This window comes from Pantoea sp., from assembly GCF_028283705.1.
In the GTDB taxonomy this organism is placed as follows: Bacteria; Pseudomonadota; Gammaproteobacteria; order Enterobacterales; family Enterobacteriaceae; genus Pantoea.
Genome location: NZ_JAPWKD010000034.1, coordinates 11,035 through 34,655, shown reverse-complemented (window position 1 = coordinate 34,655; position 23,621 = coordinate 11,035). Strand labels below are relative to the sequence as shown.

Annotated in this window: 21 protein-coding genes; 4 read left to right on the top strand and 17 right to left on the bottom strand. The window is 55.3% G+C overall.

What is annotated here, in order from left to right; genetic code table 11:
• Window positions 1-5 precede the first annotated feature (5 nt).
• A complete protein-coding gene (gene rpsF / locus PW844_RS26875; RefSeq protein ID WP_013510684.1) occupies window positions 6-401 on the bottom strand; it encodes a 30S ribosomal protein S6 in 396 nt (131 codons plus the stop codon).
• A gap of 388 nt (window positions 402-789) precedes the next feature.
• Here rpsF and PW844_RS26870 point away from each other — a divergent pair, with 388 nt between their 5' ends.
• Entirely contained in the window at window positions 790-999 is a 210-nt protein-coding gene (locus tag PW844_RS26870) for a hypothetical protein (protein ID WP_299458430.1), read from the top strand.
• A gap of 49 nt (window positions 1,000-1,048) precedes the next feature.
• On the opposite strand, the gene yjfP is transcribed toward PW844_RS26870, so the two are convergent.
• Window positions 1,049-1,798, bottom strand: a complete 750-nt coding sequence (gene yjfP, locus PW844_RS26865) for an esterase (RefSeq protein ID WP_299458428.1) — start codon at window positions 1,796-1,798, stop codon at window positions 1,049-1,051.
• Window positions 1,799-1,960: 162 nt separating this feature from the next.
• On the opposite strand from yjfP, the gene PW844_RS26860 reads away from it, so the two are divergent.
• Window positions 1,961-3,892: a methyl-accepting chemotaxis protein gene (locus PW844_RS26860; RefSeq protein ID WP_299458426.1), complete on the top strand. Its 1,932-nt coding sequence runs from the start codon at window positions 1,961-1,963 to the stop codon at window positions 3,890-3,892.
• 55 nt (window positions 3,893-3,947) lie between these two features.
• A complete protein-coding gene (gene bsmA / locus PW844_RS26855) occupies window positions 3,948-4,274 on the top strand; it encodes a biofilm peroxide resistance protein BsmA (RefSeq protein WP_299458424.1) in 327 nt (108 codons plus the stop codon).
• On the opposite strand, the gene PW844_RS26850 is transcribed toward bsmA, so the two are convergent.
• From PW844_RS26850 to nnr, 15 genes are all read right to left on the bottom strand, one after another.
• Window positions 4,248-5,876, bottom strand: a complete 1,629-nt coding sequence (locus tag PW844_RS26850; protein WP_299458422.1) for an isovaleryl-CoA dehydrogenase — start codon at window positions 5,874-5,876, stop codon at window positions 4,248-4,250. The genes bsmA and PW844_RS26850 overlap by 27 nt on opposite strands.
• 84 nt (window positions 5,877-5,960) lie before the next feature.
• Window positions 5,961-6,695: a 23S rRNA (guanosine(2251)-2'-O)-methyltransferase RlmB gene (gene rlmB / locus PW844_RS26845; RefSeq protein ID WP_084877141.1), complete on the bottom strand. Its 735-nt coding sequence runs from the start codon at window positions 6,693-6,695 to the stop codon at window positions 5,961-5,963.
• A 67-nt stretch (window positions 6,696-6,762) separates the two neighbouring features.
• Entirely contained in the window at window positions 6,763-9,201 is a 2,439-nt protein-coding gene (gene rnr, locus PW844_RS26840; protein WP_299458419.1) for a ribonuclease R, read from the bottom strand.
• Window positions 9,202-9,217: 16 nt separating this feature from the next.
• Window positions 9,218-9,661 (bottom strand): nitric oxide-sensing transcriptional repressor NsrR, encoded by a 444-nt coding sequence (nsrR, locus tag PW844_RS26835; RefSeq protein ID WP_299458417.1) that lies wholly within the window; start codon window positions 9,659-9,661, stop codon window positions 9,218-9,220.
• 188 nt (window positions 9,662-9,849) lie between these two features.
• Entirely contained in the window at window positions 9,850-11,148 is a 1,299-nt protein-coding gene (locus PW844_RS26830) for an adenylosuccinate synthase (RefSeq protein WP_299458415.1), read from the bottom strand.
• 169 nt (window positions 11,149-11,317) lie between these two features.
• On the bottom strand, window positions 11,318-11,515 hold the full coding sequence (locus PW844_RS26825) for a DUF2065 family protein (protein ID WP_208716641.1): 198 nt from the start codon (window positions 11,513-11,515) through the stop codon (window positions 11,318-11,320).
• Between the two features lie 58 nt (window positions 11,516-11,573).
• A complete protein-coding gene (gene hflC, locus PW844_RS26820) occupies window positions 11,574-12,578 on the bottom strand; it encodes a protease modulator HflC (RefSeq protein WP_208716643.1) in 1,005 nt (334 codons plus the stop codon).
• A 3-nt stretch (window positions 12,579-12,581) separates the two neighbouring features.
• Complete coding sequence (gene hflK / locus PW844_RS26815; protein ID WP_299458407.1) at window positions 12,582-13,820, bottom strand: FtsH protease activity modulator HflK; 1,239 nt, start codon at window positions 13,818-13,820, stop codon at window positions 12,582-12,584.
• A 79-nt stretch (window positions 13,821-13,899) separates the two neighbouring features.
• On the bottom strand, window positions 13,900-15,180 hold the full coding sequence (hflX, locus tag PW844_RS26810; protein ID WP_299458405.1) for a ribosome rescue GTPase HflX: 1,281 nt from the start codon (window positions 15,178-15,180) through the stop codon (window positions 13,900-13,902).
• An 82-nt stretch (window positions 15,181-15,262) separates the two neighbouring features.
• Complete coding sequence (gene hfq / locus PW844_RS26805; RefSeq protein ID WP_084877160.1) at window positions 15,263-15,574, bottom strand: RNA chaperone Hfq; 312 nt, start codon at window positions 15,572-15,574, stop codon at window positions 15,263-15,265.
• 101 nt (window positions 15,575-15,675) lie between these two features.
• Window positions 15,676-16,626 carry a tRNA (adenosine(37)-N6)-dimethylallyltransferase MiaA gene (gene miaA, locus PW844_RS26800; RefSeq protein WP_299458402.1) on the bottom strand — a complete coding sequence of 317 codons (951 nt, stop codon included), beginning with the start codon at window positions 16,624-16,626 and terminating at the stop codon, window positions 15,676-15,678.
• On the bottom strand, window positions 16,619-18,448 hold the full coding sequence (gene mutL / locus PW844_RS26795) for a DNA mismatch repair endonuclease MutL (protein WP_299458400.1): 1,830 nt from the start codon (window positions 18,446-18,448) through the stop codon (window positions 16,619-16,621). The genes miaA and mutL overlap by 8 nt, the downstream gene beginning before the upstream one ends.
• 42 nt (window positions 18,449-18,490) lie before the next feature.
• Window positions 18,491-20,140 (bottom strand): N-acetylmuramoyl-L-alanine amidase AmiB, encoded by a 1,650-nt coding sequence (gene amiB, locus PW844_RS26790; RefSeq protein WP_299458397.1) that lies wholly within the window; start codon window positions 20,138-20,140, stop codon window positions 18,491-18,493.
• The gene (gene tsaE / locus PW844_RS26785; RefSeq protein ID WP_299458395.1) at window positions 20,137-20,613 is read right to left on the bottom strand and encodes a tRNA (adenosine(37)-N6)-threonylcarbamoyltransferase complex ATPase subunit type 1 TsaE; all 477 of its coding nucleotides are present in this window, start codon (window positions 20,611-20,613) and stop codon (window positions 20,137-20,139) included. The genes amiB and tsaE overlap by 4 nt, the downstream gene beginning before the upstream one ends.
• A 3-nt stretch (window positions 20,614-20,616) precedes the next feature.
• Window positions 20,617-22,134 carry a bifunctional ADP-dependent NAD(P)H-hydrate dehydratase/NAD(P)H-hydrate epimerase gene (gene nnr / locus PW844_RS26780; protein WP_299458393.1) on the bottom strand — a complete coding sequence of 506 codons (1,518 nt, stop codon included), beginning with the start codon at window positions 22,132-22,134 and terminating at the stop codon, window positions 20,617-20,619.
• Between nnr and queG the strand changes: the two genes are divergently transcribed.
• Window positions 22,133-23,272: a tRNA epoxyqueuosine(34) reductase QueG gene (gene queG, locus PW844_RS26775; RefSeq protein WP_299458391.1), complete on the top strand. Its 1,140-nt coding sequence runs from the start codon at window positions 22,133-22,135 to the stop codon at window positions 23,270-23,272. The genes nnr and queG overlap by 2 nt on opposite strands.
• Window positions 23,273-23,621: the final 349 nt, after the last annotated feature.

Genomic DNA, 23,621 nt, shown 5'->3' with positions numbered 1-23,621 from the left:
ATGGATTACTCTTCAGAATCCCCAGCATCTGAGTCATCTGCCGCTTCGTTAGCGAAGTCTTCACGGCGCTCACGACGCTCGTCTTTCGCTTTAACCATCGGAGATGCTTCAGTTACCGCGTGCTTAACGCGCATAACCATGCTGCGGATAACGGCGTCGTTGAAGCGGAAGTTAGTTTCCAGCTCGTCAATCACTTCCTGCGGCGCTTCTACGTTCAACAGAACATAGTGTGCTTTGTGCAGTTTGTTGATCGGGTAAGCCAGCTGACGGCGGCCCCAGTCTTCCAGACGGTGGATCGTGCCCTGTGCACCAGTGATAGCACCAGTGTAACGCTCGATCATGCCCGGAACCTGTTCGCTCTGGTCAGGATGGACCATAAATACGATTTCGTAATGACGCATCGAAATTGCTCCTTACGGATTATTCAGCCTCCTGTCAGGGTCAGCTGCGGCCCACGGAAGCAAGGAACGTTATAGGTTGTGAATCATCCAATAAATGAAACACACCTCTGAATGCAGCTGAAAAATTGACGCGTAATCATACTGACGTTGTCCGCTAAACTCAAGCGCACAATTCATCAAATGGCGTGCAACGTGCCAGATGATGGCACCTTTTGTGCTAAGGGTGAAAATTCAGGAGGTTAAGCGGCATTTCATCAAAATAGCTGAACAAGGTGTTCAACAGGACCGGCTGGCAGCAATGTGGTGAAGAACTAAACTATTTATAGACGCAACGGTTTAGCTTGTCGTCGGCGTCTGAGAGTGAATTCCCTGTAGTGAGGAGTCGATTATGAGAAGTATCGTCATCGCCACTTTACTGGGTCTCTTCCTGTCTACACCCGCTTTTGCCAGCTCAACTGACTATGCGCAACAGATGAGAAGTAACAGCAGCAAAGCGGCATCAGGCTATGTCTACGTCAACCGACTGGGCGCCCCAAGTGATAATAACCACACCGGGGCCAACAGTAGCGCGGCTGAACGGTTGTCGTCACAGCTGTAGTCCGGTATGTCGTAACGGGCTGGCAGTTTTTTGCCAGCCCGAATTATTTTCACAGGTGATGTTTGAAAAAACTCACCAGCGCGCCCAGCGCTGAAGGCGTGATTTTGTGGCCGATCTGCTTTTCCGACAGATAAGTGACACGCCCATCCAGCTGCGCTTCACGCAGCGCTTTCTCCAGCCGCACCGTTTCCGCGAACGGCACCACCTCATCGGCTTCCCCGTGCCACAGCAGCAGCGGACGGTTCGCCAGTTTATCCAGTTGCTGGCTGGGATCGTAACTGGCTAACGGTGCCAGCCGGGCGGCAAAAGCTTCTTTCTGCTGCGGCGTGCGCGCCACCAGCGGCGGGAACAGCGTGTGACTCAGTTGCATAAAATAGCCCGACCCCATCATGCAGGCGACGCTGTGAATCTGCGGATAACGCGCCATTGCCCCGAGTGCTGTCATCCCGCCCATTGAAGCACCCGCCACGGCAAAGCGATCATCGGCAATCCAGTCATTGGCGCGCAGCGCGGCTTCCAGTAGCGGTACTTCGTCGATATTTTTTCGGAGGATCTCCCAGAAATGCGTCATACGGGTTTCCGTATCACCGTTATAGCGGGCACCATGCATATCCGCATCCGGCATCACCACGCGAAAACCCGCCTGAGCGAGAGCAACCGCAAAGTAGCTGTACACCTCTTTTGACGAGGTGAAGCCATGATAAAACAGCACGGTCGGTAAACGCGCCAGGCGCTGTCCGGATGGTGCCGCATGGATACACTGAATCCCTGCCAGTGTTTCGGTTGCCAGTTCAATCATGTCGCCTCCGTTGAGAATGATTATCACCTGCTCACAGTGTAAACCCTGAGACCTGAAACGCGAGTTACTTCACAATTTCGCGTGAATAATTTCCACCCTAAACCTTTTCCCCGATTTGCCGTTGATCTTGTATCTCCTCATCCATATCAACATAGGTACTTTATGAAGCGTCTCTCTCTCAGCGCCATGGGTCTCGGAATTAAGCTGTCTGTACTGACGTCTTTAAGCGTAGCCGTAGTGCTGCTGACCCTCACTCTTACCCTGAGCCACAACGCCTCCCGTCAGCTGGAAAATCTGGCGACGGACGATATGCAAAATCAGGTGCAGGGCATCAGTGAGATGGCCAGCATGTTTAATACCACCTTGTCTGCCGAAGTGGCGAATTACACCCGGCTGTTTCAGAGTTTTCTCCCCAAACGCTTCAGTCGTGATGAAGGCACCCGCATCCAGGTGGGGGATATCAGCACACCCACCCTGCGTGCCGGGCTGAAAACCCTCAACCTTGACCAGATTGCCGTGGATGATTTCCTCGATCGTACCGGTGCAGTCTCCACCATTTTCGTACGTGACGGCGACGATTATGTGCGCATCGCCACCTCGCTGAAGAAAGAAGACGGCCAGCGTGCGATCGGCACCAGACTGGACCGCAGCAGCGCGGCCTGGCGCAGCGTGAATCAGGGCGAAGCTTACCGTGGTCTGGCAACCCTGTTTGGTCATCGTTATATCACGCAGTATCAGCCGGTAATGGATGAGAGCGGCGCAGTCATCGGCATTCTGTTTGTCGGAGTGCAAATCGATCAACAATACGCGCTGATGCGCGACAAAGTGCTGGCGCGCCATCTCGGCGACAGTGGGCATTTCTTTGTGCTGAATGGCGCGCCCGGCACCACCCAAGGGCAATTTTTGTTTGCCAGCCAGCGCGAAGGTAAATTGCCGCTGTGGGATGTCAGGACACAGCAACAGCTACTGAGCCAGCCGAAAGGTTTACTCACCATGCAGCTGGATGGCGAAACCAAACTGCTGGCCTGGCAACAGCTGCCGGGATGGAACTGGATTATCGCCGGGGAAGTCAGCCGTGCCAGCCTGCTGGCCCCGATTACCCACAGCCGTGACCTGTTTGTCGCCATCGGTCTGGCGCTGGTTATCCTCTTTGCCTGCGGATTTATGTGGTACAGCCGCCGTGCCATTACCCGTCCGTTGCATCAGGTGATTCATCTTGCCAAAGAGTATGCGGCGGGTAATTTGCAGGCGCACCTCGACTCCACGCGTCATGATGAAATCGGCCAACTGGTGGGGGCGATCAACGGTATTGGCGACGGCCTGGAGCAGATCGTCGGCCAGGTACGCCGGACGGCACAACAAATCAGCGCGGGCACTGACAGCATCGCCGCCAGCAGCCAGAATATCAGCGCGCAGATTGGTCGTCAGGCCAGCAGCGTGGAACAAACCTCGGCCAGCATGGAGCAGTTTGGTGCCACCGTGGCGCAAACTGCCGCTAATGTACGCCAGGCACTGGCGCGGGTGAGTGAGGCTGATCAAACCGTTGCCCGCAGTGGCGAGACCGTATCGCGTTCGGTCAGCACCATGGCAGACATTCGCGTCGCCTCGCAGAGCATTGCCGACATCACCCATGTGATTGAATCCATTGCTTTCCAGACCAATATCCTCGCACTGAATGCCGCGGTGGAAGCGGCACGCGCGGGCGAGCACGGTAAAGGTTTCGCGGTGGTGGCAGCGGAAGTTCGCGCACTGGCGCAGCGCAGTGCCCAGGCAGCAAAAGAGATCGATGGACTGATCGCCAGCTCCATCAGCAAAGTCGCGGAGGGTCATAGCCTGTCTGAGCAGACACGCGATGCCATGAATCACATTGTTGAGCATATCGCGCAGGTGAAAACCCTGATGGGCGAAATCAATATCGCCGCGCAGGAGCAGGCGTCAGGTATTGGTCAGGTGAACCTGGCGATGAACCACATCAGCCAGGCAACCCATCAGAGCAGTGATTTAGTCACCGAATCTGAGGCTTCAGCCCAGAGTCTGAGTCAGCAGGGGCATCATCTGACCGAGCTGGTGAGTATTTTTCATCTGAAGTCCTGATAGCACAGGGGAAGATGGCATACACTTGAGCCATCTTCCCCGAACCGGAGTTGCCATGCGTGTTTCGTTATTTCTGGCGCTGAGCCTGCTGTTAAGCGGCTGCTCGGCGCTTACGCCGACGCCCAAAGCACCACCACCGCCCACGGCGCATGCCCAGGAGATTAACCGGGCGCAGAGCTACGGCTTGCGCAAACTGGGTACCATCAGCGTCCAGGTACGGGGTTCACCGGATGATGCCCAACGCGCTATTGCCGCGCGGGCTAATCAGTTAGGTGCCACCTGGTATCAGATTTTATTAATAGATGAGACGGTGATGCCCGGTTTCTGGTACTCCACCGCTGTTCTCTATGCGCCCTCAACTGGCAATAGCCCGCAGCAGTAGGCGTGAGCTAAGGTCGTGGCTCAACAGCGGTTTGCCGCGCGTATCCAGGAACTGCTGACACCAGCCATCGGCCAGCGGTGGCTCCGCCACTTTCAGCAGGATCGCCGCCGTTGCCAGCTGCAACAGATCCTCAGTTACGGCACGCGCCTGCGCCTCCTGTACGTTACCGAGACGCAGGCGTAGCTGCCGCCAGCGGCGGTCGAAATGACGATTGCACCCTTTCACCGCGTCCAGTTCATCACTCAGCATCGTCAGCGTATCCGATTGGCGGTTAAGTACCCGCAACACATCCAGACACATGACATTGCCAGAACCTTCCCAGATGCTGTTGACTGGCATCTCACGGTACAGCCGTGGCAACTCGCTTTCTTCGCAATAACCGATGCCGCCCAGCACCTCCATCGCTTCGGCGACAAAGGGAATCCCCGCCTGGCAAGTCACATATTTGGCAGCCGGGGTGAAGAGACGGGCATAGAGGCGTTCATGCTCGCTGGCGGGGGTTGACCAGGCGCGCGCCAGACGCAGCAGCAACGCGGTTTGCCCCTCCAGCTGTAGCGCTTGCCGGGCCAGCACCGCCCGCATCAGCGGCTGGTCGCTGAGGTTTTTGCCCATCACCTGACGCTGCTGGGTGTGGTGCAGGGCAATGGAGAATGCACGCCGCATCAGCCCGTGGCTACCGAGTGCGCAATCGAAACGCGTCATACCGCCCATTTTCAGGATCAGCCGCACGCCTTCGCCCTCTTCTCCCAACAGCCAGCCGATCGCATCCTGAAACTCTACTTCACAGCTGGCATTGGAGCGATTGCCAAGCTTGTCTTTGAGGCGTTCAAGCCGGATAGCATTGCGTGCACCATCCGGTAGCAGGCGCGGCAGGAAAAAACAGCTCAGGCCACCCGAGGTTTGCGCCAGTATCAGATGCGCGTCGCTTTGTGGCACCGAGAAAAACCATTTATGGCCGATAATGCGATAAGCCTCACCGGGGCCGCGTCCACCCAAGGGTTCCGCGCGCGTACTGTTGCTCAGCACATCAGTGCCGCCCTGTTTTTCGGTCATCCCCATACCAATCAGCAAACCCCGTTTCTTATTACCGGGTTGATGATGGGCATCGTAGCGATCGCTCAGCAACGCATCGTGCCAGTCGAGCCAGGGTTCTGGCAGGTGATTTTGTAGCAGCGGAATGGCGGCGTGGGTCATGGTAACCGGGCAAAGCGACCCAGCCTCCACCTGCGCGTGCAGGATAAAGCGCGCCGCACGAGCCACCATCGCGTTGGGCTGAACATCGGGTTGCCAGCTGAGATTGTGCAGGCGGCTGGCGCATAAGCCCTGCATCAGCAGATGCCACGCGGGATGAAAGCGTACCTCATCCAGCCGTTCACCGCGCGCGTCATAGCGCAGCAGCTCCGGCGGCTGGGCATTGGCCAGTCGTCCCAGTTCGAGAGATTCAGCACTGCCGAGTTGCAGCCCGACCGAAGCCAGCCATTCACGATCCCAGCTGGCACCTTCCCGCGCGACGGCTTCGCATAAGGGAAGATCGCGGGTAAACAGGTTGCTGTTGCTGAGCGGCTGAGGCTGATTGAAAACGCTGTGGGTTGTCCAGGTCATAACGTCCCCCTCATTAGGCTCACAGCCTAAGTATGGGGGTGATAGTCAGTTATGCCTGGTACAAAAACTAATTTGCGGAGGGGATCACGCCAGGCGCTGACGTACTGCTTCGAACAGACAAATACCGGTCGCCACGGAAACGTTCAGAGAAGATACGCTGCCCGCCATCGGGATGCTGATCAACTCATCGCAATGCTCACGCGTCAGACGGCGCATACCTTCGCCCTCTGCACCCATCACCAGCGCCAGTGAACCCGGCAGCTTGCTCTGGTACAGCGTATGATCGGCTTCACCGGCCGTACCGACGATCCAGATGTTGTACTCCTGCAGCAAACGCATGGTGCGCGCCAGGTTAGTCACGCGGATCAGCGGAACGTTTTCTGCTGCTCCACTGGCCACTTTTTTCGCTGTGGCATTCAGCTGTGCGGAACGATCTTTCGGTACGATCACCGCATGCACGCCAGCCGCATCGGCGCTGCGCAGACAGGCTCCGAGGTTATGTGGATCGGTAACGCCATCGAGGATCAACAGGAACGGGTTATCCAGCGATTCCAGCAGATCCGGCAGATCGCCTTCCTGATAATTTTTACCTGGCTTCACGCGTGCCACGATCCCCTGATGCACACCGCCTTCCACCTGGCTATCCAGCCACTGGCGATTGGCCAGCTGAATCACAATACCCTGAGCTTCCAGCGCGGCGATCAGCGGTTGCAGGCGACGATCATCACGGCCTTTGAGAATAAAGACTTCCTGAAAACGCTGAGGATCGCGTTCCAGCAGGGCCTGCACGGCATGGATACCAAAAATTATTTCACTCATTACTTTGCTCAAGGTTGGATGTCGGACGTCGCGGCGCGATAAATCGCGCCGCTACAACTGATCAGCATCAGGCTTCGCTGGTTTTCTTCTTCGCCGCGCGCTTAGCCTTAGTGGCGGCGGCGATTTTACGGGTTTTTTCGGAGACTTTTTTGCTTTTTTTCTCAGCTTTCGCTTTCGCCGGTTTTTTCTTCTCACCGCGGAAAGCAGCATCCGGCTCGAAATTCACATTTTTACCGGCATCACGGCGGCGTTTAGCCGGAGCTTGTCCACCACGCTTCTCGCGCTCGCGAGCAGTTTTGCCCTCACCACGCGGGACACGCTGGCTGGAAATCAGCGCGAAGTCGATTTTGCGTTCGTCCATGTGCACCGCTTCCACCCGCACTTCAACGGCATCGCCCAGGCGATAGGTTCGCCCACCGGATTCACCGATCAGACGCTGACCTACCGGATCGAAGCGGTAGTAATCATTGTCCAGCGATGAAACATGCACCAGGCCATCGATAAACAGATCGTTCAGACGCACAAAGAAACCAAAACCGGTCACGCTGGAGATCACGCCGGTAAAGACGTTACCCACCTGGTCCTGCATAAAGTCGCATTTCAGCCAGTCAGCAACGTCACGCGTGGCCTCATCGGCACGGCGTTCGGTCATGGAACAGTGCTGGCCGAGCTGCAGCATCTGCTGCATATCATAGTGATAACCGCCGGTCGCCGTGGTGTTACCTTTCTCCTCACCCTGCTCTTTCGCCAGCAGATATTTGATGGCGCGATGCAGCAGCAGGTCCGGGTAGCGGCGAATCGGTGAAGTGAAGTGTGCATACGATGCCAGTGCCAGACCAAAGTGGCCACGGTTTTCCGGATCGTACACTGCCTGTTTCATCGAACGCAGCAGCATGGTTTGCAGCATTTCTGCATCCGGGCGATCGGCGATCTGCGTCAGCAGCTCGGCATAATCAATCGGCTGCGGTTTGCTGCCACCCGGCAGGCTCAGGCCCAGTTCGTTCAGTACGGTACGGAAGCTGGTGATGCTGTCGTCACTCGGGCGATCGTGATCGCGGAACAAGGCCGGCTCTTCGTTCTTCTCAACAAAACGCGCTGACGCGATGTTGGCGAGGATCATACATTCTTCAATCAGCTTATGGGCATCGTTGCGCACCGTGCGCTCGACGCGCTCAATACGACGATCGGCATTGAAGATGAATTTAGCTTCTTCGGTTTCGAAGGAGATGCCGCCACGCTGCTCACGCGACTTTTCCAGCACCTGATACATGCGGTGCAACTCTTCAAGATGCTTCACCAGCGGTGCGTATTGTTCACGCAGCTCCGGGTTGCCTTGCAGGATGTTCCACACTTTGGTGTAGGTCAGGCGCGCGTGTGAATTCATCACCGCTTCATAATGTTTGTAGCCGGTCAGTTTGCCGGTGGCCGAGATGGTCATTTCGCACACCATACACAGGCGATCAACCTGCGGATTCAGTGAGCAGAGACCATTCGACAGCACTTCCGGCAGCATCGGTACTACCTGCGACGGGAAATATACCGAGGTGCCGCGCTGGTGGGCTTCGTTGTCCAGAGCCGTGCCCGGACGCACGTAATAACTGACGTCGGCAATCGCCACCCATAAGCGCCAGCCACCACCGCGTTTTTTCTCACAGTAAACAGCATCGTCGAAGTCGCGCGCGTCCTCACCATCAATGGTGACTAACGGCAACTGACGCAGATCGACACGACCTTTCTTCGCCGCTTCCGGCACTTCTTCTTTCAGTTTGGCGATCTGTTTTTCGACTTCTTCCGGCCAGACGTGGGGGATTTCATGGGTGCGCAGCGCCATATCGACAGCCAGACCAGTGCCCATATTATCGCCCAGCACTTCCGTGACTTTGCCCAGCGCTTTGGTGCGACGCGTCGGGCGCTGGGTAATCTCCACCACCACGACCGAGCCCATACGCGCGTTCAGCGTCTGGTCCTGTGGGATGAGGATATCAAAGCTCAGACGACTGTCGTCCGGCACTACAAAGCCCGTACCGGCATCGGTAAAGTAACGACCAACAATCTGGCTGTTACGTGGCTCCAGCACGCGTACTACGCGCGCCTCGCGGCGACCTTTGCGATCCGCGCCACCGGGTTGCGCCAGGATCACGTCACCGTGCAGACACAGTTTCAACTGTTCGGCAGAGAGATAGAAATCATCCTTCTGCCCTTCGACGCGCAGAAAGCCGTAACCATCACGATGGCCAATCACTTTGCCACGCAGCAAATCAAGGCGCTCAGGCAGCGCGTAGCATTGACGGCGGGTAAATATCAGCTGTCCATCGCGCTCCATGGCACGTAGACGACGGCGCAGCGCTTCCAGTTGATCTTCACTGCTGATATTGAGTTCCTGGGCGATGTCATCGCGGCTGGCAGGCTTTTCGCGCTTTTCTAATAGCGCCAGAATAAACTCCCGACTGGGGATCGGGTTTTCATATTTTTCAGCTTCTCTTTCCTGAAAAGGATCTTTTGACATTACGGTTCCTCCGATGTCATTTTTGATGGATTGCCACCGGCGGTTCGGACAATAAGATTTGGTACAGTGGTTCGTTGTCTTTGACGAGATCGGCCAGCGTGTAATTATCCAGCTCATCAAGGAATAGCTGGACCGCATTGTTCAACGCTTTGCGCAAGCGACAGGCTGGCGTAATGCTGCATTCACTACAGTTAACCAGCTGTAGTGGCTCCATTTTCCTGACAACGTCGCCAATGACAATTTTTTCCGGGTCCATGCCTAAACGAATTCCGCCGTTTTTACCGCGTGTTGCGGCCACAAAGCCGGCCCGGCTCAGTTGGTTGATGATTTTCACCATGTGATTACGCGACACCCCATAGGTATCGGTCACTTCAGTAATGTTGGTCTGCTTACCCTCGGGCAAAGTGGCCATGTAGATCAAGGCACGCAGACCGTAATCAGTAAAACTTGTAAGCTGCACATGTACCTCAGTGAATCATCGGGTGTTATTTTTATATGCCGATTGGCGTTGCGTTTAATGATGATAAACCAGTGCGTGAAGGCCGGTGCGTTTTTTTCAGGCAACTCTTGATATTTGCAAGAAAAAATATTGTGAGCGGAGTCAAAGAGCAGAGAAACAGAGGCCGGACAGGGTCCGGCCAGAGGGGATTATGCGTCAAAAGGATCGCGCAAAATCATGGTCTCACTACGGTCAGGACCAGTAGAAATAATATCCACCGGAACACCGGTTACCTCTTCCACACGTTTGATGTAGTCACGTGCGGCCTGCGGCAGACCTTCCAGCGTTTTCACGCCAAAGGTGTTTTCACTCCAGCCCGGCATTGATTCGTAAATCGGCTCAATACCTTCCCAGCCTTCAGCAGCCAGCGGCGTAGTGGTGACTTCGCGGCCATCCGGCATGCGATATCCCACACAAATTTTCACTTCTTTCAGGCCATCCAGCACGTCCAGTTTGGTCATGCAGAAACCTGACAGTGAGTTGATCTGCACTGCACGGCGAACCGCCACGGCATCCAGCCAACCGGTACGACGACGACGACCGGTGGTGGCACCGAACTCGTTACCTTTGGAGCACAGGAACTCACCGGTTTCATCAAACAGTTCAGTCGGGAACGGACCTGCACCCACGCGGGTTGAGTAGGCTTTAACGATACCCAGCACATAGTCAACATAACGCGGACCGATACCAGAACCGGTTGCCACGCCACCAGCGGTGGTGTTTGACGAGGTCACGTACGGATAAGTACCGTGGTCGATATCCAGCAACGTACCCTGCGCACCTTCGAACATGATCAGATCGCCACGCTGACGCGCGTTATCCAGCAGTTCAGACACGTCAACGACCATGCTGGTCAGGATGTCGGCCACAGCCATCACATCGTTCAGCACTTTGTCGTAGTCGACAGCATCTTCTTTGTAGTAATTCACCAGCTGGAAGTTGTAGTAATCCACCACTTCTTTCAGCTTGGCAGCGAAGGTTTCTTTGTTGAAGAGATCGCCAACGCGCAGGCCACGGCGGGCAACTTTATCTTCGTAGGCTGGGCCGATACCACGACCGGTGGTACCGATAGCTTTAGCACCACGCGCTTTTTCACGCGCCAGGTCCATCGCGACATGGTATTGCAGGATTAACGGGCAGGCTTCAGACAGCAGCAGACGTTCGCGTACCGGTACACCGCGCTCCTCAAGACCTTTCATCTCTTTCATCAGCGCTTCTGGTGACAGCACAACGCCGTTACCAATGATGCTGGTGACGTTTTCACGCAGGATGCCTGATGGAATTAAGTGGAGGACGGTTTTTTCACCGTTGATAACCAGCGTGTGGCCTGCATTGTGACCACCTTGATAGCGCACGACGTATTTCGCGCGCTCTGTGAGAAGGTCTACGATCTTGCCTTTACCTTCGTCACCCCATTGGGTGCCCAGTACGACGACGTTCTTACCCATTTTTTCAAAATCACCGATTGCTTAAAAATGGATTCTACCACCTGACTTTTCCACTTTCAGCTCTTTTAGCATACGATTGCGCGGTTTTTTGCCTGAGTTTTGATCGATACAACATGTTGGGGATAAATCAGCGACAAGACACAACGAGGCTGCGAAATAACGCGCATTTTTAGCTCGCGTGCACACTTAACATGTAATAGATCACCACCCCGGCAACCACCAATCCACCGCCAAAACGATGTAACAGGCGATCCGGCAACTGCGCCATAGCCAGAATCATACGTCGCCAGATACGCGGTAGAAACATCGGCCCCAGCCCTTCCAGAACCAGCACCAAAGCCAGTGCCATCCAGATGGTTGTGTTCATTATCTTTTCCCCAAAAAAAAGGCCGACAAGATTGTCGGCCTTGAATTTATATCAGTTCTTAACGCGTTGCGTTAGAGGGGGCCTTCATATAACGGAAGAAATCGCTATCCGGACTTAAAACCATAATATCCTGATTATCTGCGAAGCTGTTTTCATAGGCACGCAGGCTACGGATAAAGGCATAGAAATCCGGATCCTGGCTGAACGCATCGGCAAACAGTTTCGCCGCCTGCGCATCACCCTCACCACGGGAGATCAGTGCCTCACGCTGGGCTTCTGCCAGTGTACGGGTCACCTGATAATCCGCCTGAGCGCGCAGTTTTTCTGCCTCTTCCTGACCCTGTGAACGCTGGCTACGCGCTACCGCTTCACGCTCAGCGCGCATACGGTTGTAGATCGCATCAGAGACTTCAGTTGGCAGGTTGATCTGCTTAATCCGTACGTCAACCACCTGAATACCCAGGGCAGCCATGCTGTTCGGGTTCGGCGCTGGCTCTTTGCTGTTGGTTTCACGCTCAACGCGTGCCGCAGCATCAGCAATCGCATCGTCTGCAGCTGGCGTCTGGACTTCGTCATCGTTACCCGCGCTGCCGGTATTCAGGGCATCACGCACATCAGTAGTCAGACGACCACGTGAGTCGGTCACGATATCTTTTACATCCAGACGACCCATTTCAGAACGCAGACGGTCACTGAATTTACGTTTCAGCAGCACTTCGGCCTGAGAAATATCGCCACCACCAGTCGCCAGGTAGTAACGGCTAAAATCACTGATACGCCATTTGATATAGGAATCAACAATCAGGTCTTTCTTCTCTTTGGTGACAAAGCGATCCGCCTGGTTGTCCATGGTCTGGATACGCGCATCCAGTGATTTCACGGTTTCAATAAACGGAATCTTGAAGTGCAGACCCGGCGCATAGACCAGCGGCTTGTTCTCGCTATCACGCAGAACCTTACCAAAACGCAGCACGATGCCACGCTGACCTTCCTGCACCACGAACAGTGACGCGTACAGCACCACCAGCACTACAATAATTACGGCGATGATTGGCTTACGCATCGATTACTCCCTCCCTTCGCGCTGGGTATCGTTACGCTGCGCATTGGCGCGACGCTGATCCATGATGCTGTTCGGACTGTACGATGAAGTGTCGCTATTGCTGGCGTTGCTGTCCGAAACCGGCGGTAACTTCATCAGATTGGTATTTTTCTGGCCGTTTTGACCCGCAGCACTCTGAGCGCCACGCATCAGTTGATCAAGCGGTAGCATCATCAGGTTATTGCTACGGTCGCTAACCAACACTTTGCGGGTATGACTGAGCACGCGTTCCATGCTTTCGATGTACAGACGTTCTTTAGTGATCTGCGGTGCGGCTTTGTATTCCGGCAGCATAAGGGCAAAGCGCGCGACTTCACCCTGCGCTTCCAGCACTGTGCGTTCTTTGTAAGCACGTGCCTCTTCCAGGATACGTTGTGCCTGACCATTAGCTCGCGGCTGAACTTCGTTGGCGTAAGCTTCAGCTTCACGCACGTACTGCTCGCGGTTTTCACGCGCGGCAATCGCATCGTCAAACGACGCTTTGACCTCTTCCGGTGGACGCGCCGCCTGGAAGTTAACATCAAGCAGCGTGATACCCATGTTGTACGGACGAATGGTTTCATCGATTTCGCGCTGGGTTTCGCTACGCACCACGGTACGACCTTCGGTCAGAATGCGGTCCATCGTAGAACGACCAATCACGCCACGCAGCGCACTGTCAGTCGCCTGACGCAGGCTGTCATCCGCGCTGGTCACAGCATAGAGGTAACGCTCAGGATCGGTGACGCGGTACTGCACGTTCATTTCTACGCGCACCACGTTTTCGTCTGATGTCAGCATCACGCCAGACGCGGCAAGTTCACGCACCGCTTCCACGTTCACAGCACGGACCTGATCGATAAAAGTGGGTTTCCAGTTGAGGCCTGGTTCCACCAGATGGCTGAATTTGCCGAAGCGGGTGACGACGCCACGTTCCGCTTCTTTAATGGTGTAGAAACCGCTGGCTGCCCAGATGATGACTGCCGCTGCGGCAACAATGCCGACCAGTTTGCCACCGCTACCGCCGCTGCGCTGGCCATTGTCGCTCTGTTTGCCACCGCCCAGTCCACCGAGTTTTTTACTCAGTTTACGGAAGATATCATCCAGATCAGGGGGTCCCTGATCGCGACCTCCTTTATTTCCCCCAGAGTTGCCGCCTTGATTATTGCTGCTTCCCCACGGGTCGCGGTCCTGTCCGTTATTACCGGGCTGATTCCACGCCATGTCTCTACTCCATTTATTGTATTTACGTTTTACCTTGCAGCCGATGTCCTGGCTTTCCGGTAAATGAGTTGGGCAACGGTCAAACAATATAACTGGCGAGCGACGGCTCCTGTTTACATAAACGACGCCAATCAACAATTGGCATACGCACATGTAAACCTACACTGCCATCATCTTCATTCCATTCTTTCTCAATCGCCTGTAACTGATAAAAACGACTGCGCAGACGTCCGGCTTCCGGCGGCAAACGCAGGTCGTACTGCGCAATTTCACCGGCAAGGCGTTCTGATAATGCCTGCCACAGTAAAGGCAAACCGACCCCCGTCTGGGCTGACAGCCAGACGCGAATCGGCTTATTCTCTTCATCACGGTCGATACGCGGTGCAAAATCCTCCAGCATATCGATCTTGTTCATTACCAGCAGGGCTGGAATTTCATCGGCCTCGATTTCTTCCAGCACGACGTTGACCGCCTCAATATTGTCATTGAGACGGACATCAGCCGCATCAATCACATGCAACAGTAAAGTCGCCTGGCGCGTCTCCTGCAAGGTTGCCTTAAATGCGGCAACTAAATCGTGAGGCAGGTGGCGAATAAAACCTACCGTATCTGCCAGCACCACTTCTCCCACATCCGCGACGTTAAGGCGACGCAGGGTAGGATCCAGGGTGGCAAACAGCTGATCAGCAGCATAGACATCCGCGGATGTAATAGCATTAAACAGGGTGGATTTACCGGCGTTGGTGTAGCCCACCAGAGAAACGGTTGGCACATCCGCTTTGGCACGCGCCTGTCGTCCCTGCTCGCGCTGTTTTTCCACGCGCTCAAGGCGGGACAGGATCAGGCTGATGCGATTACGCAGCAAACGACGGTCCGTTTCCAGCTGGGTTTCACCCGGACCGCGCAAACCAATGCCGCCTTTCTGACGTTCAAGGTGCGTCCATCCACGTACCAGGCGGGTAGCCAGATGGCGTAGCTGTGCCAGCTCGACCTGCAATTTACCCTCATGGGTGCGGGCGCGCTGGGCAAAAATATCAAGAATTAAGCCGGTGCGATCGACAACGCGACATTCGCACAGCCGCTCAAGATTTCGTTCCTGAGCAGGGGATAAGGCATGATCGAATAAAACGACCGATGCTCCACTCGCTTTTACCGCATCGGCAATTTCAACTGCCTTTCCTTCACCGACAAAATATTTGGGATGTGGCGCTTTACGGCTGCCAGTAATAACCTGCAGCGCTTCGACGCCCGCAGAAGAGACAAGAGTTTCAAACTCCTGCAAATCTTCCAGCTCTTTGTCTTGGGAGAACCAGATGTGTACCAGTACGGCCTGCTCACCGGCATCATAACGGTCAAACAAGCTATAACCTCGCTAAAATAAAATAACCAGGACGGGAAAACGCATTCGCTCTCCAGCCCTGGCTTCACGGCAACACAAAAAATTATTCTGCGTTATCGCCGTCTTGTTGTGGCTGCGACTGAGCGGTTTGGTTGCTTCCGCCGTGGTGGTAGTTACTGCTTCCGCCGCTCGCATTGTTGCTATGGTGCGATACCGGACGAGAAGGAACTACTGTAGAGATGGCGTGCTTGTACACCATCTGGCTAACCGTGTTTTTCAACAAAATCACGAACTGATCAAAGGATTCAATCTGCCCTTGCAGCTTAATACCATTCACCAAATAGATCGAAACCGGTACACGTTCACGACGCAGTGCGTTCAAAAACGGGTCTTGTAAAGATTGCCCCTTAGCCATTCTATCTTTTCCTTATATGCTTGTTGTTTGTTACTTTTTGAACCGTGGTTCAGAAAAACTGCGTAAAAATTTGCGCACGATAACGGACCAATTGTACACAATCATCCCTGCTTAGCACTAACAACCTGAAGCACCGCATTACGCGCTAATTCTGGCTCATCACTGTCTAACCAGTGCACGTCGGGCCAGCCACGTAACCAGGTCATCTGGCGCTTCGCGAGCTGCCGGGTTGCGCAAATTCCCCGATAAACCATTTCGTTGTAATCGATTTCGCCAGTGAGGTAAGACCACATTTGACGATAACCTACACAGCGAATGGAAGGCATATCCGTATGCAAATCACCTCGTGCAAACAGAGCACGAGCCTCCGCTTCAAATCCTGACGCCAGCATCTGGTTGTAACGCAACGCAATGCGTTGATGTAACAGCTCGCGGTTCGCCGGAGCGATCGCAAATTGGTACACGTCGTAGGGTAACGCTTCACCGGATGTTTTTGTCAGTTCCGTTAAAGTTTTACCCGAAATAAAAAAAACTTCCAGTGCTCGCGAAAGTCTCTGCGGATCATTCGGATGAATACGACTGCCGGCGACCGGATCGATTTCACACAGCTGGCGGTGAAGGTCATCCCAACCCTTTTCTGCCGCCATTTGCTCTATCCGCTGACGCACGTCCGGATCGGCCGAGGGCAGCGGCGACAATCCTTCAAGCAACGCCTTGAAGTAGAGCATAGTTCCACCAACAAGCAACGGAATCTTACCCCTTTGGGTGATCTCCGCCATTTCTGCCAGCGCATCGCGACGAAACTCAGCAGCGGAATAAGCTTCCGCCGGGTCGCGAATGTCCAGCAAACGATGAGGTGCCTGCGCTAACTCCTCAGCAGACGGCTTCGCCGTGCCAATATCCATCCCGCGATAGATTAAGGCAGAGTCAACGCTAATAAGTTCCACCGGAAGATGCTGACGCAACGAAATTGCCAGTGCCGTCTTACCGGAGGCGGTAGGCCCCATCAAAAAAATTGCCTTAGGCCGGCCAGCCTGGTTCTGTTCACTCATGCTTCAATGCGTTAATCGCACTCTCAATCTCAATGGCCTGTAACAGGCCAGAAGGCGGCGACTTCAGCAAGTGCGGACAGAACCGTTCCAGCTCCGCCAGCAGCGTAATCGCCTGCGAGTGATTCCAGTGTGCTGCCTCTGCATCATCACGACGTGCCAGCCATTGGGCCAGCGAGGATGCAGAGACCTCTTGCTGCCGGGCGAGATAGCCTAACAGGTCTGGAATCAAGATTTGTAAATTTTGTGTTCGTAACGGTAAAGGCACCGCGCGTAGCGTCACATGCTGGCCTTCCCTTTGTAAATCAATGCCCATCGCAGTTAACAGCGTGGATTGCTGGCCAATAACCGCCAACTCTTCCGGGGCAATTTTCAACCTGACAGGAATAAGTAGCGGCTGCGGTTTTAACCCCTCTTCTCCAGGTTGCAACTGGGCCTGTTTCAGCCAGCGTGCTGCCACGGGTAACGAAAGTAAGAATAGCTTATCGCCGCGTTCCAACAGGGCATAGCTCTCGCGTACCACACTCAGCACCCGGCCAAAACTCTGTACATGGGCAGCAAGTGGCATTTCGCGTTCAGGTTTAGGCGCGGGCTGCGGCTGAGGTGCCGCGACAGTGGCTGGTGTTTTCAGGAGCTGCTGATAAGCCACCCCTTCGCGCGCGCGATAAGTTGGCTCCTTTTGCTGCCAGCCGCCACTGGGGGTTGCGCCTGGCTGACGCGGTGCGGCCGCTGGCTGCGAAAAGTGATTCCCCCCCGCCGCCTGACGGTTTTCTGGCTGCCACTGCGGCGCAGGTTCTTCTGCATGAGCGATCGGCAGTTCTGCCGCACGGCTGGCCTGCAACGCACTCATCACGCCCTGCCAGATAAAATCGTGCACCAGACGCGACTGATGAAAACGCACCTCATGCTTGGCTGGATGGACATTCACATCCACCTGATGCGGATCGATTTCCAGGTACAGTACGTAAGCCGGTTGCTGCTCATCCCCCAGTTGGGTTTGGTACGCCTGGCGGATGGCATGATTGATCAGTTTGTCACGCATCATACGGCCATTGACGTAGCAATATTGCAGGTCCGTTACCTGGCGAGAACCCGCCGGATCGGCCACCCAGCCACGCAACGCCAAATCGTCATGCTGCCAGTCAATTCTCAGCGCATGTTGCATAAAGGTAGTGCCGCAAATTGCCCCCAGCCGCCGCTCACGCTGCGCATCCTGGCTCACGCCGCGGTACTGGCGCATCAGCTTGCCATTATGGCTGAGTGAAATTGCCACATCGAAGCGCGCCAGCGCAATGCGGCGAATCACTTCATCGATATGGGTAAACTCGGTTTTTTCCGTGCGCATAAACTTGCGTCGGGCGGGAGTGTTGTAAAACAGATCGAGTACTTCCAGCGTCGTCCCCACCGGATGCGCGGCCGGTTTAACCGTCACCGCCATATCCCGCCCCTCAGCGTAGGCTTGCCAGGCTTCGCTTTGATCTTCGGTACGTGAGGTGAGCGTCAGGCGGGAAACTGAGCTGATACTGGCGAGCGCTTCCCCGCGAAATCCGAGGCTGACGATGGCTTCGAGATCATCAAGTGAGGCAATTTTACTGGTCGCGTGGCGTGCCAGCGCCATCGCCAGCTCGTCTTTAGCGATACCACAGCCGTTATCGCGGATACGGATCAGCTTCGCGCCGCCTTTTTCAATATCGACATCAATACGTGTCGCCCCGGCATCGAGGCTGTTTTCCACCAGCTCTTTCACCACCGACGCCGGACGCTCCACCACTTCGCCCGCCGCGATCTGGTTTGCCAGCTGTGGCGGTAAGATTTGTATAGGCATGGTGGTGTCCTTTTAACCGGCTGGCCCACCAGGGGCCAGCAATCAGGATTGCGGAATTTTCAGGGTCTGACCCAGCATCACATTGGAGGACTTCATATTATTGGCCTGCATGATGGCATTGGGGCTGACTCCGTAGCGGGCAGCAATGGCCGTCAGAGAGTCGCCACGCACCACTTTATGGCGCACCGGGCCACGAGCGGCCGTCGAGGCGACACCCGATTTAGCCGGAACTTTCAGACGCTGACCGACCCAGACCACATCACGTTTCAGGTTGTTCATTTCACGCAATGTCGCCATGCTGACACCGTATTTTGCCGCAATGCCTGACAGGGTTTCACCGCGTGTCACCGTATGGCGCTGCGTCACGCCAGTATACTGCACCGTTCCCGTCGCCGGATTGCTGGCGACGCTAACCGCTGGTGCGTTGTCCAGCGGCCTATTTTCTTCCTTTGGGACCGATTGCAGCGGATGCGCCAGGAAGTAATTGCGCAGGCCTTTATAAATCGACTGAGCAATCTTCTCCTGATATGCGCTACTGCCAAGCAGTCGCTCCTCCGCGGCATTACTGATAAAGCCGGTTTCAACCAGCAAAGAGGGAATATCCGGTGAACGCAATACACCGAGGCTGGCGTGCTCTGGCAGGCGTTTATGCAATGGCGTGACGCTACGCAGCTGTTGCAGGACTTTCACCGCCACATCATAGCCCACGCGCTGTGAATGGCCGAATTGCAGATCCAGCACTGCCTGGCTCAGGTAAGGATCGGCCTGGCTGTTCGCCAGCAGATCACCTGCACCGCCCAGCAGTTCCGATTGCTTCTCTTTCTGCTCCAGCCAGTTCGCCATTTCGCTATTTGCGCGACGGTTGGATAACACCCACACCGACGCCCCCGTTGCCGAATGGCTGGGTGCAGCATCGGCGTGAATCGATACCAGCAGGTTGGCATTCTCTTTGCGCGCCACGTCGGAACGGCCCATCACCGAGATAAAATAATCACCGGTTCGCGTCAACACCGGTTTAAACATGGGATCGCGATCCATCAGCGCCTTCAGCTTGCGCGCAATGGCGATGGTGACATTTTTTTCATGCAAGCCGTGCTGGCCTGAAGCCCCCGGGTCCTGGCCGCCATGTCCGGCGTCAATCGCCACGATGACCTGTTCGTTACGGCTTACCGCACCGCCAGGGCGTATCGTGGTATCGCTGCTGCTCACTGCCGTCACCGGGTTGGCATTGAACGGATTCCCCTGGCTACTACTTTGCGTTTCCCGCACGGAACTTACTGCCGCAGCGTTACGTTTAGCGGTTTGCGTACCACGCATGGTAAACACCACACGATATTGATTACCTTCACGCTGCGTGGTGGCACGGGTGTGTGCTGCCTGCGTCAGCTCGAACACCAGGCGGATACTTTGCTTATCCTGCGGTTTACTGTTGCGGATACGCTTAACCAGATTTTCGCCGCTGAAATTGAGCGGCAGCCCCTGAATATTGCCGCTCTGGCGGATATCCAGCACCACGCGATCGGGATTATGCAGCGGAAAAAAACCATACACCGGCTGGCCGTTGAAACTCAGTGTTACAGTCGCCTGGCTATCACCATTCTCAACTTTAATATCTGACAACGCGGCCGACAGCGCTGAAGCCGAAAACAGGCAGAGCAGGGCCGCAAGGACCATTTTCATCCGTGACATCATGCCTGATTCCTTTGCTGCTTAAAGTGTTGCAGCAGGCTTTCACCCTGCACCGAAACCGCCTGTAATTCTGCTTCACGCGCGTTATCAACGTAACGCAGCGTCAATGCCAAATCGGGGTCAGGCAACACACCCGTGCCCTGCTGCGGCCATTCGACCAGACAAATCGCCTCGCCGCTGAAATAATCACGAATCCCCATGAACTCCAGCTCTTCCGGATCGGCCAGACGATACAGGTCAAAATGATACAGAGTACGACTTCCCAGCGTATAAGGCTCGACCAGCGTATAAGTGGGGCTTTTTACATTGCCCTGATGACCCAGCGCCTGCAAAAAACCACGACTGAAGGTGGTTTTACCGGCACCCAGATCGCCATAAAGATAAATTACCGCCGCACTGCTGCATACGCGGGCCAGCTGTGCGCCAAGTTCAAGGGTTGCCGCTTCATCGGGCAAAGGGATAACACAGGTCTTCATGCTTTATTGTTGGATCATCTCAGGATTAACAAACTGCCACAGCAGTTCGAACAAATCGGTGGCCAGCATACCGCGCGTGCCACGCAGACGGGCAACGGCATCCGCTGCTGCACCATGCGCCACACAGCCTGCACAGGCCGCATCAAACAAAGCCAGTTTCTGGCCTATCAGCGCGGCAATGATGCCGCTCAGTACGTCCCCCATACCACCAGAGGCCATACCGGCATTACCCACATCGGCAATCACCAGCTGTCCCTTTGCACTGGCAATCACCGTACCCGCCCCTTTCAGCACTGCCACGCCTCCGTAGCGTTTGACCAGCGCCTGGGCGGCATGGATGCGGTCACTCTCAATATCACTGGTCTTCACATCCAGCAGGCGAGCAGCCTCACCCGGATGTGGCGTGATGATGCGATTCTGACGGGAATCTGCGTTGATTGCCAGCAGGTTAAGTGCATCTGCATCCCAAAGCATCGGCTTTTCGCAAGCAGCCACCCTTTTCAGTGCCTGTTTCCCCCATTCACGCTGGCCTAAGCCAGGGCCAATGGCGATCACATCCGCCCATTCCAGTGCCTGTTGCAGGCGCGCCTCGCTCAGTGCATCCACCATCAGTTCCGGCCTGGCAGTCAGGATCGGCGCAATATTATCCTCATGCGTTAATACGCGAACCAGGCCCGCACCGGCGCGCAGTGCCGCTTCCGCTGTCATGCGAATGGCCCCTGCCGTACCGGTATCGCCACCCACCACCAGCAGGCGGCCATGATCACCTTTGTGGGACGTCGCTTTACGCGGCTTCAGCCAGCGGGACAGATCCTGCGCATCAACCCGCTGCATCGGTGCCTCATTGCCGGTGAGAAACGGTGATAATCCCAGTTCGTCAACATGCAGCTGCCCAACATAATCACGAGCCTTGCCGGTGAGCAGACCCGGCTTCAGCACGATCATGCTGAGGGTATGAGCGGCAACGATGGCCGCACCCGGCGCAGTACCGTTTGCCGTCATCAGTCCGGACGGGATATCAATTGCCAGCACGGGCGCAACATGGGCATTTGCCAGCGTAATCAGATGAGCATAAGGCGCGCCGGGAGCACGATTTAGCCCGGTGCCGAGCAGTGCATCGATAATCACCTCAACCTGTTGCGGCCAGGGGGCATCGGCGGCATGAATAACGCCCCCAGCGGCCAGCCAGGCCTCCCGCGCTTGTTGAGCCTCCTCCGGCAACGGTTTGCTGCCCGCACACGCCAGCAGTGTCACCTGCATCCCTGCCGCCTGCGCCAGTCGCGCTACCACATAGCCATCCCCCCCGTTGTTACCGTGGCCGCACAGAATCATCCAGTGGCTGGCGTCAGGCCATAACCGACGCGCCAGTTCATAGCTGGCCTGCCCGGCACGCAGCATCAATTCATACAGGGTCAATCCCAGGCTGTCGGCCGCATCGCGTTCCAGTTGCCCTATCGCCTGCGCAGGCCAGACAGAGTGTGATAAACTGCGCGGGTTAGCATTCAATTCCTGGTTTCTCATGTCATACCCTCTCGATCTTCATCAGCTTGCCCAACAGATTAAACAATGGGGGCGCGAACTTGGCTTCCAGCAGGTAGGTATTTGCGATACCGACCTCAGCGCAGAAGAGCCCAGGTTGCAGGCGTGGCTGGAGAAACAATATCACGGCGAGATGGAGTGGATGGCGCGTCATGGCATGATGCGCGCGCGCCCTCATGAGTTATTACCCGGCACGTTGCGCGTCATCAGCGTGCGCATGAATTATCTGCCTGCCAAAGCCGCCTTCGCCAGCACGTTAAAAAACCCTCAGCTCGGTTATGTTAGCCGATATGCGCTGGGACGCGACTATCACAAAGTTCTGCGTAATCGGCTGAAAAAACTCGGGGATAAGATCCAGGAGCATTGTGGCGAACTGAATTTCCGCCCGTTTGTTGATTCAGCGCCACTGCTGGAACGCCCGCTGGCAGCCAAAGCGGGACTCGGCTGGACCGGAAAACATTCTCTAATCCTTAACCGCGAAGCGGGGTCCTGGTTTTTCCTCGGCGAGCTGCTGATCGATCTGCCGCTGCCGGTCGATACCCCGCAGGAGGAGCAGTGTGGTCGTTGTGTGGCCTGCATGACCATCTGCCCCACAGCGGCGATTGTCGAGCCCTACACGGTGGATGCGCGTCGTTGCATCTCTTACCTGACCATTGAGCTGGAAGGTGCCATTCCCGAGGAGTTCCGTCCGCTGATTGGCAACCGTATTTATGGTTGTGACGATTGTCAGCTGATTTGTCCGTGGAATCGCTATGGGCAATTGACAGATGAGGACGATTTTTCGCCCCGAGCGGTGCTGCATGCCCCGCCCCTCACCACGCTATTTATGTGGGATGAAGCAAAGTTTCTGCGCGTGACGGAGGGATCGGCAATTCGCCGGATTGGTCATCTGCGCTGGTTGCGCAATGTCGCGGTAGCGCTGGGTAATGCCCCGTGGTCGGAAGAAAACATTACCGTACTGCAACAGCGTTCAGGGGAGCATCCATTGCTGGATGAACATATCGACTGGGCTTTGGAACAGCAGCGACAGAAACGTGCTGCACTGGCGATTGACGTTCAGCCCGCCCGCAAACTGCGGCTGGTACGTGCGATTGAAAAGGGACTGTCACGTGATGCGTGATTGAGCAAATTTACAGGATAAAATCCTTTTCCACATGCTGTGAATAAAATTATAAGTCCGATTGCAGGTATGCCCCGTTATATCGTCCAGTCATCGTACTAACAGACTGAAACATGAAAATAATCATTAAAATCAGTTAATTATTTATTAATCGTTAACATTTTCACATGTTTTACGTTGCGGGTGTCTGTCCAGAGCCTGTGGATAACTCTGTTTAAAACAGTTTTGCAGATGGGGTAAAGCGCCGTCCGGGTGCACCAGACAGATTGTGGATAACCTGAAGAATTATTTTGGCAGCGACCGTCGCCAATTCGTCACTTACCTGCCTCAGCAGAATTGAGCAAAATTT

What these genes read in the sequence shown, in the direction of transcription:
- PW844_RS26825 (WP_208716641.1), bottom strand. Translation starts at nt 11,515, where the DNA reads ATGAACACAACCATCTGGATGGCACTGGCTTTGGTGCTGGTTCTGGAA.
- rlmB (WP_084877141.1), bottom strand. Translation starts at nt 6,695, where the DNA reads ATGAGTGAAATAATTTTTGGTATCCATGCCGTGCAGGCCCTGCTGGAA.
- PW844_RS26850 (WP_299458422.1), bottom strand. Translation starts at nt 5,876, where the DNA reads ATGACCTGGACAACCCACAGCGTTTTCAATCAGCCTCAGCCGCTCAGC.
- PW844_RS26870 (WP_299458430.1), top strand. Translation starts at nt 790, where the DNA reads ATGAGAAGTATCGTCATCGCCACTTTACTGGGTCTCTTCCTGTCTACA.
- yjfP (WP_299458428.1), bottom strand. Translation starts at nt 1,798, where the DNA reads ATGATTGAACTGGCAACCGAAACACTGGCAGGGATTCAGTGTATCCAT.
- PW844_RS26830 (WP_299458415.1), bottom strand. Translation starts at nt 11,148, where the DNA reads ATGGGTAAGAACGTCGTCGTACTGGGCACCCAATGGGGTGACGAAGGT.
- amiB (WP_299458397.1), bottom strand. Translation starts at nt 20,140, where the DNA reads ATGATGTCACGGATGAAAATGGTCCTTGCGGCCCTGCTCTGCCTGTTT.
- tsaE (WP_299458395.1), bottom strand. Translation starts at nt 20,613, where the DNA reads ATGAAGACCTGTGTTATCCCTTTGCCCGATGAAGCGGCAACCCTTGAA.
- queG (WP_299458391.1), top strand. Translation starts at nt 22,133, where the DNA reads ATGTCATACCCTCTCGATCTTCATCAGCTTGCCCAACAGATTAAACAA.
- PW844_RS26860 (WP_299458426.1), top strand. Translation starts at nt 1,961, where the DNA reads ATGAAGCGTCTCTCTCTCAGCGCCATGGGTCTCGGAATTAAGCTGTCT.
- hflC (WP_208716643.1), bottom strand. Translation starts at nt 12,578, where the DNA reads ATGCGTAAGCCAATCATCGCCGTAATTATTGTAGTGCTGGTGGTGCTG.
- miaA (WP_299458402.1), bottom strand. Translation starts at nt 16,626, where the DNA reads ATGAGTGAACAGAACCAGGCTGGCCGGCCTAAGGCAATTTTTTTGATG.
- bsmA (WP_299458424.1), top strand. Translation starts at nt 3,948, where the DNA reads ATGCGTGTTTCGTTATTTCTGGCGCTGAGCCTGCTGTTAAGCGGCTGC.
- mutL (WP_299458400.1), bottom strand. Translation starts at nt 18,448, where the DNA reads ATGCCTATACAAATCTTACCGCCACAGCTGGCAAACCAGATCGCGGCG.
- hfq (WP_084877160.1), bottom strand. Translation starts at nt 15,574, where the DNA reads ATGGCTAAGGGGCAATCTTTACAAGACCCGTTTTTGAACGCACTGCGT.
- nnr (WP_299458393.1), bottom strand. Translation starts at nt 22,134, where the DNA reads ATGAGAAACCAGGAATTGAATGCTAACCCGCGCAGTTTATCACACTCT.
- hflK (WP_299458407.1), bottom strand. Translation starts at nt 13,820, where the DNA reads ATGGCGTGGAATCAGCCCGGTAATAACGGACAGGACCGCGACCCGTGG.
- rpsF (WP_013510684.1), bottom strand. Translation starts at nt 401, where the DNA reads ATGCGTCATTACGAAATCGTATTTATGGTCCATCCTGACCAGAGCGAA.
- rnr (WP_299458419.1), bottom strand. Translation starts at nt 9,201, where the DNA reads ATGTCAAAAGATCCTTTTCAGGAAAGAGAAGCTGAAAAATATGAAAAC.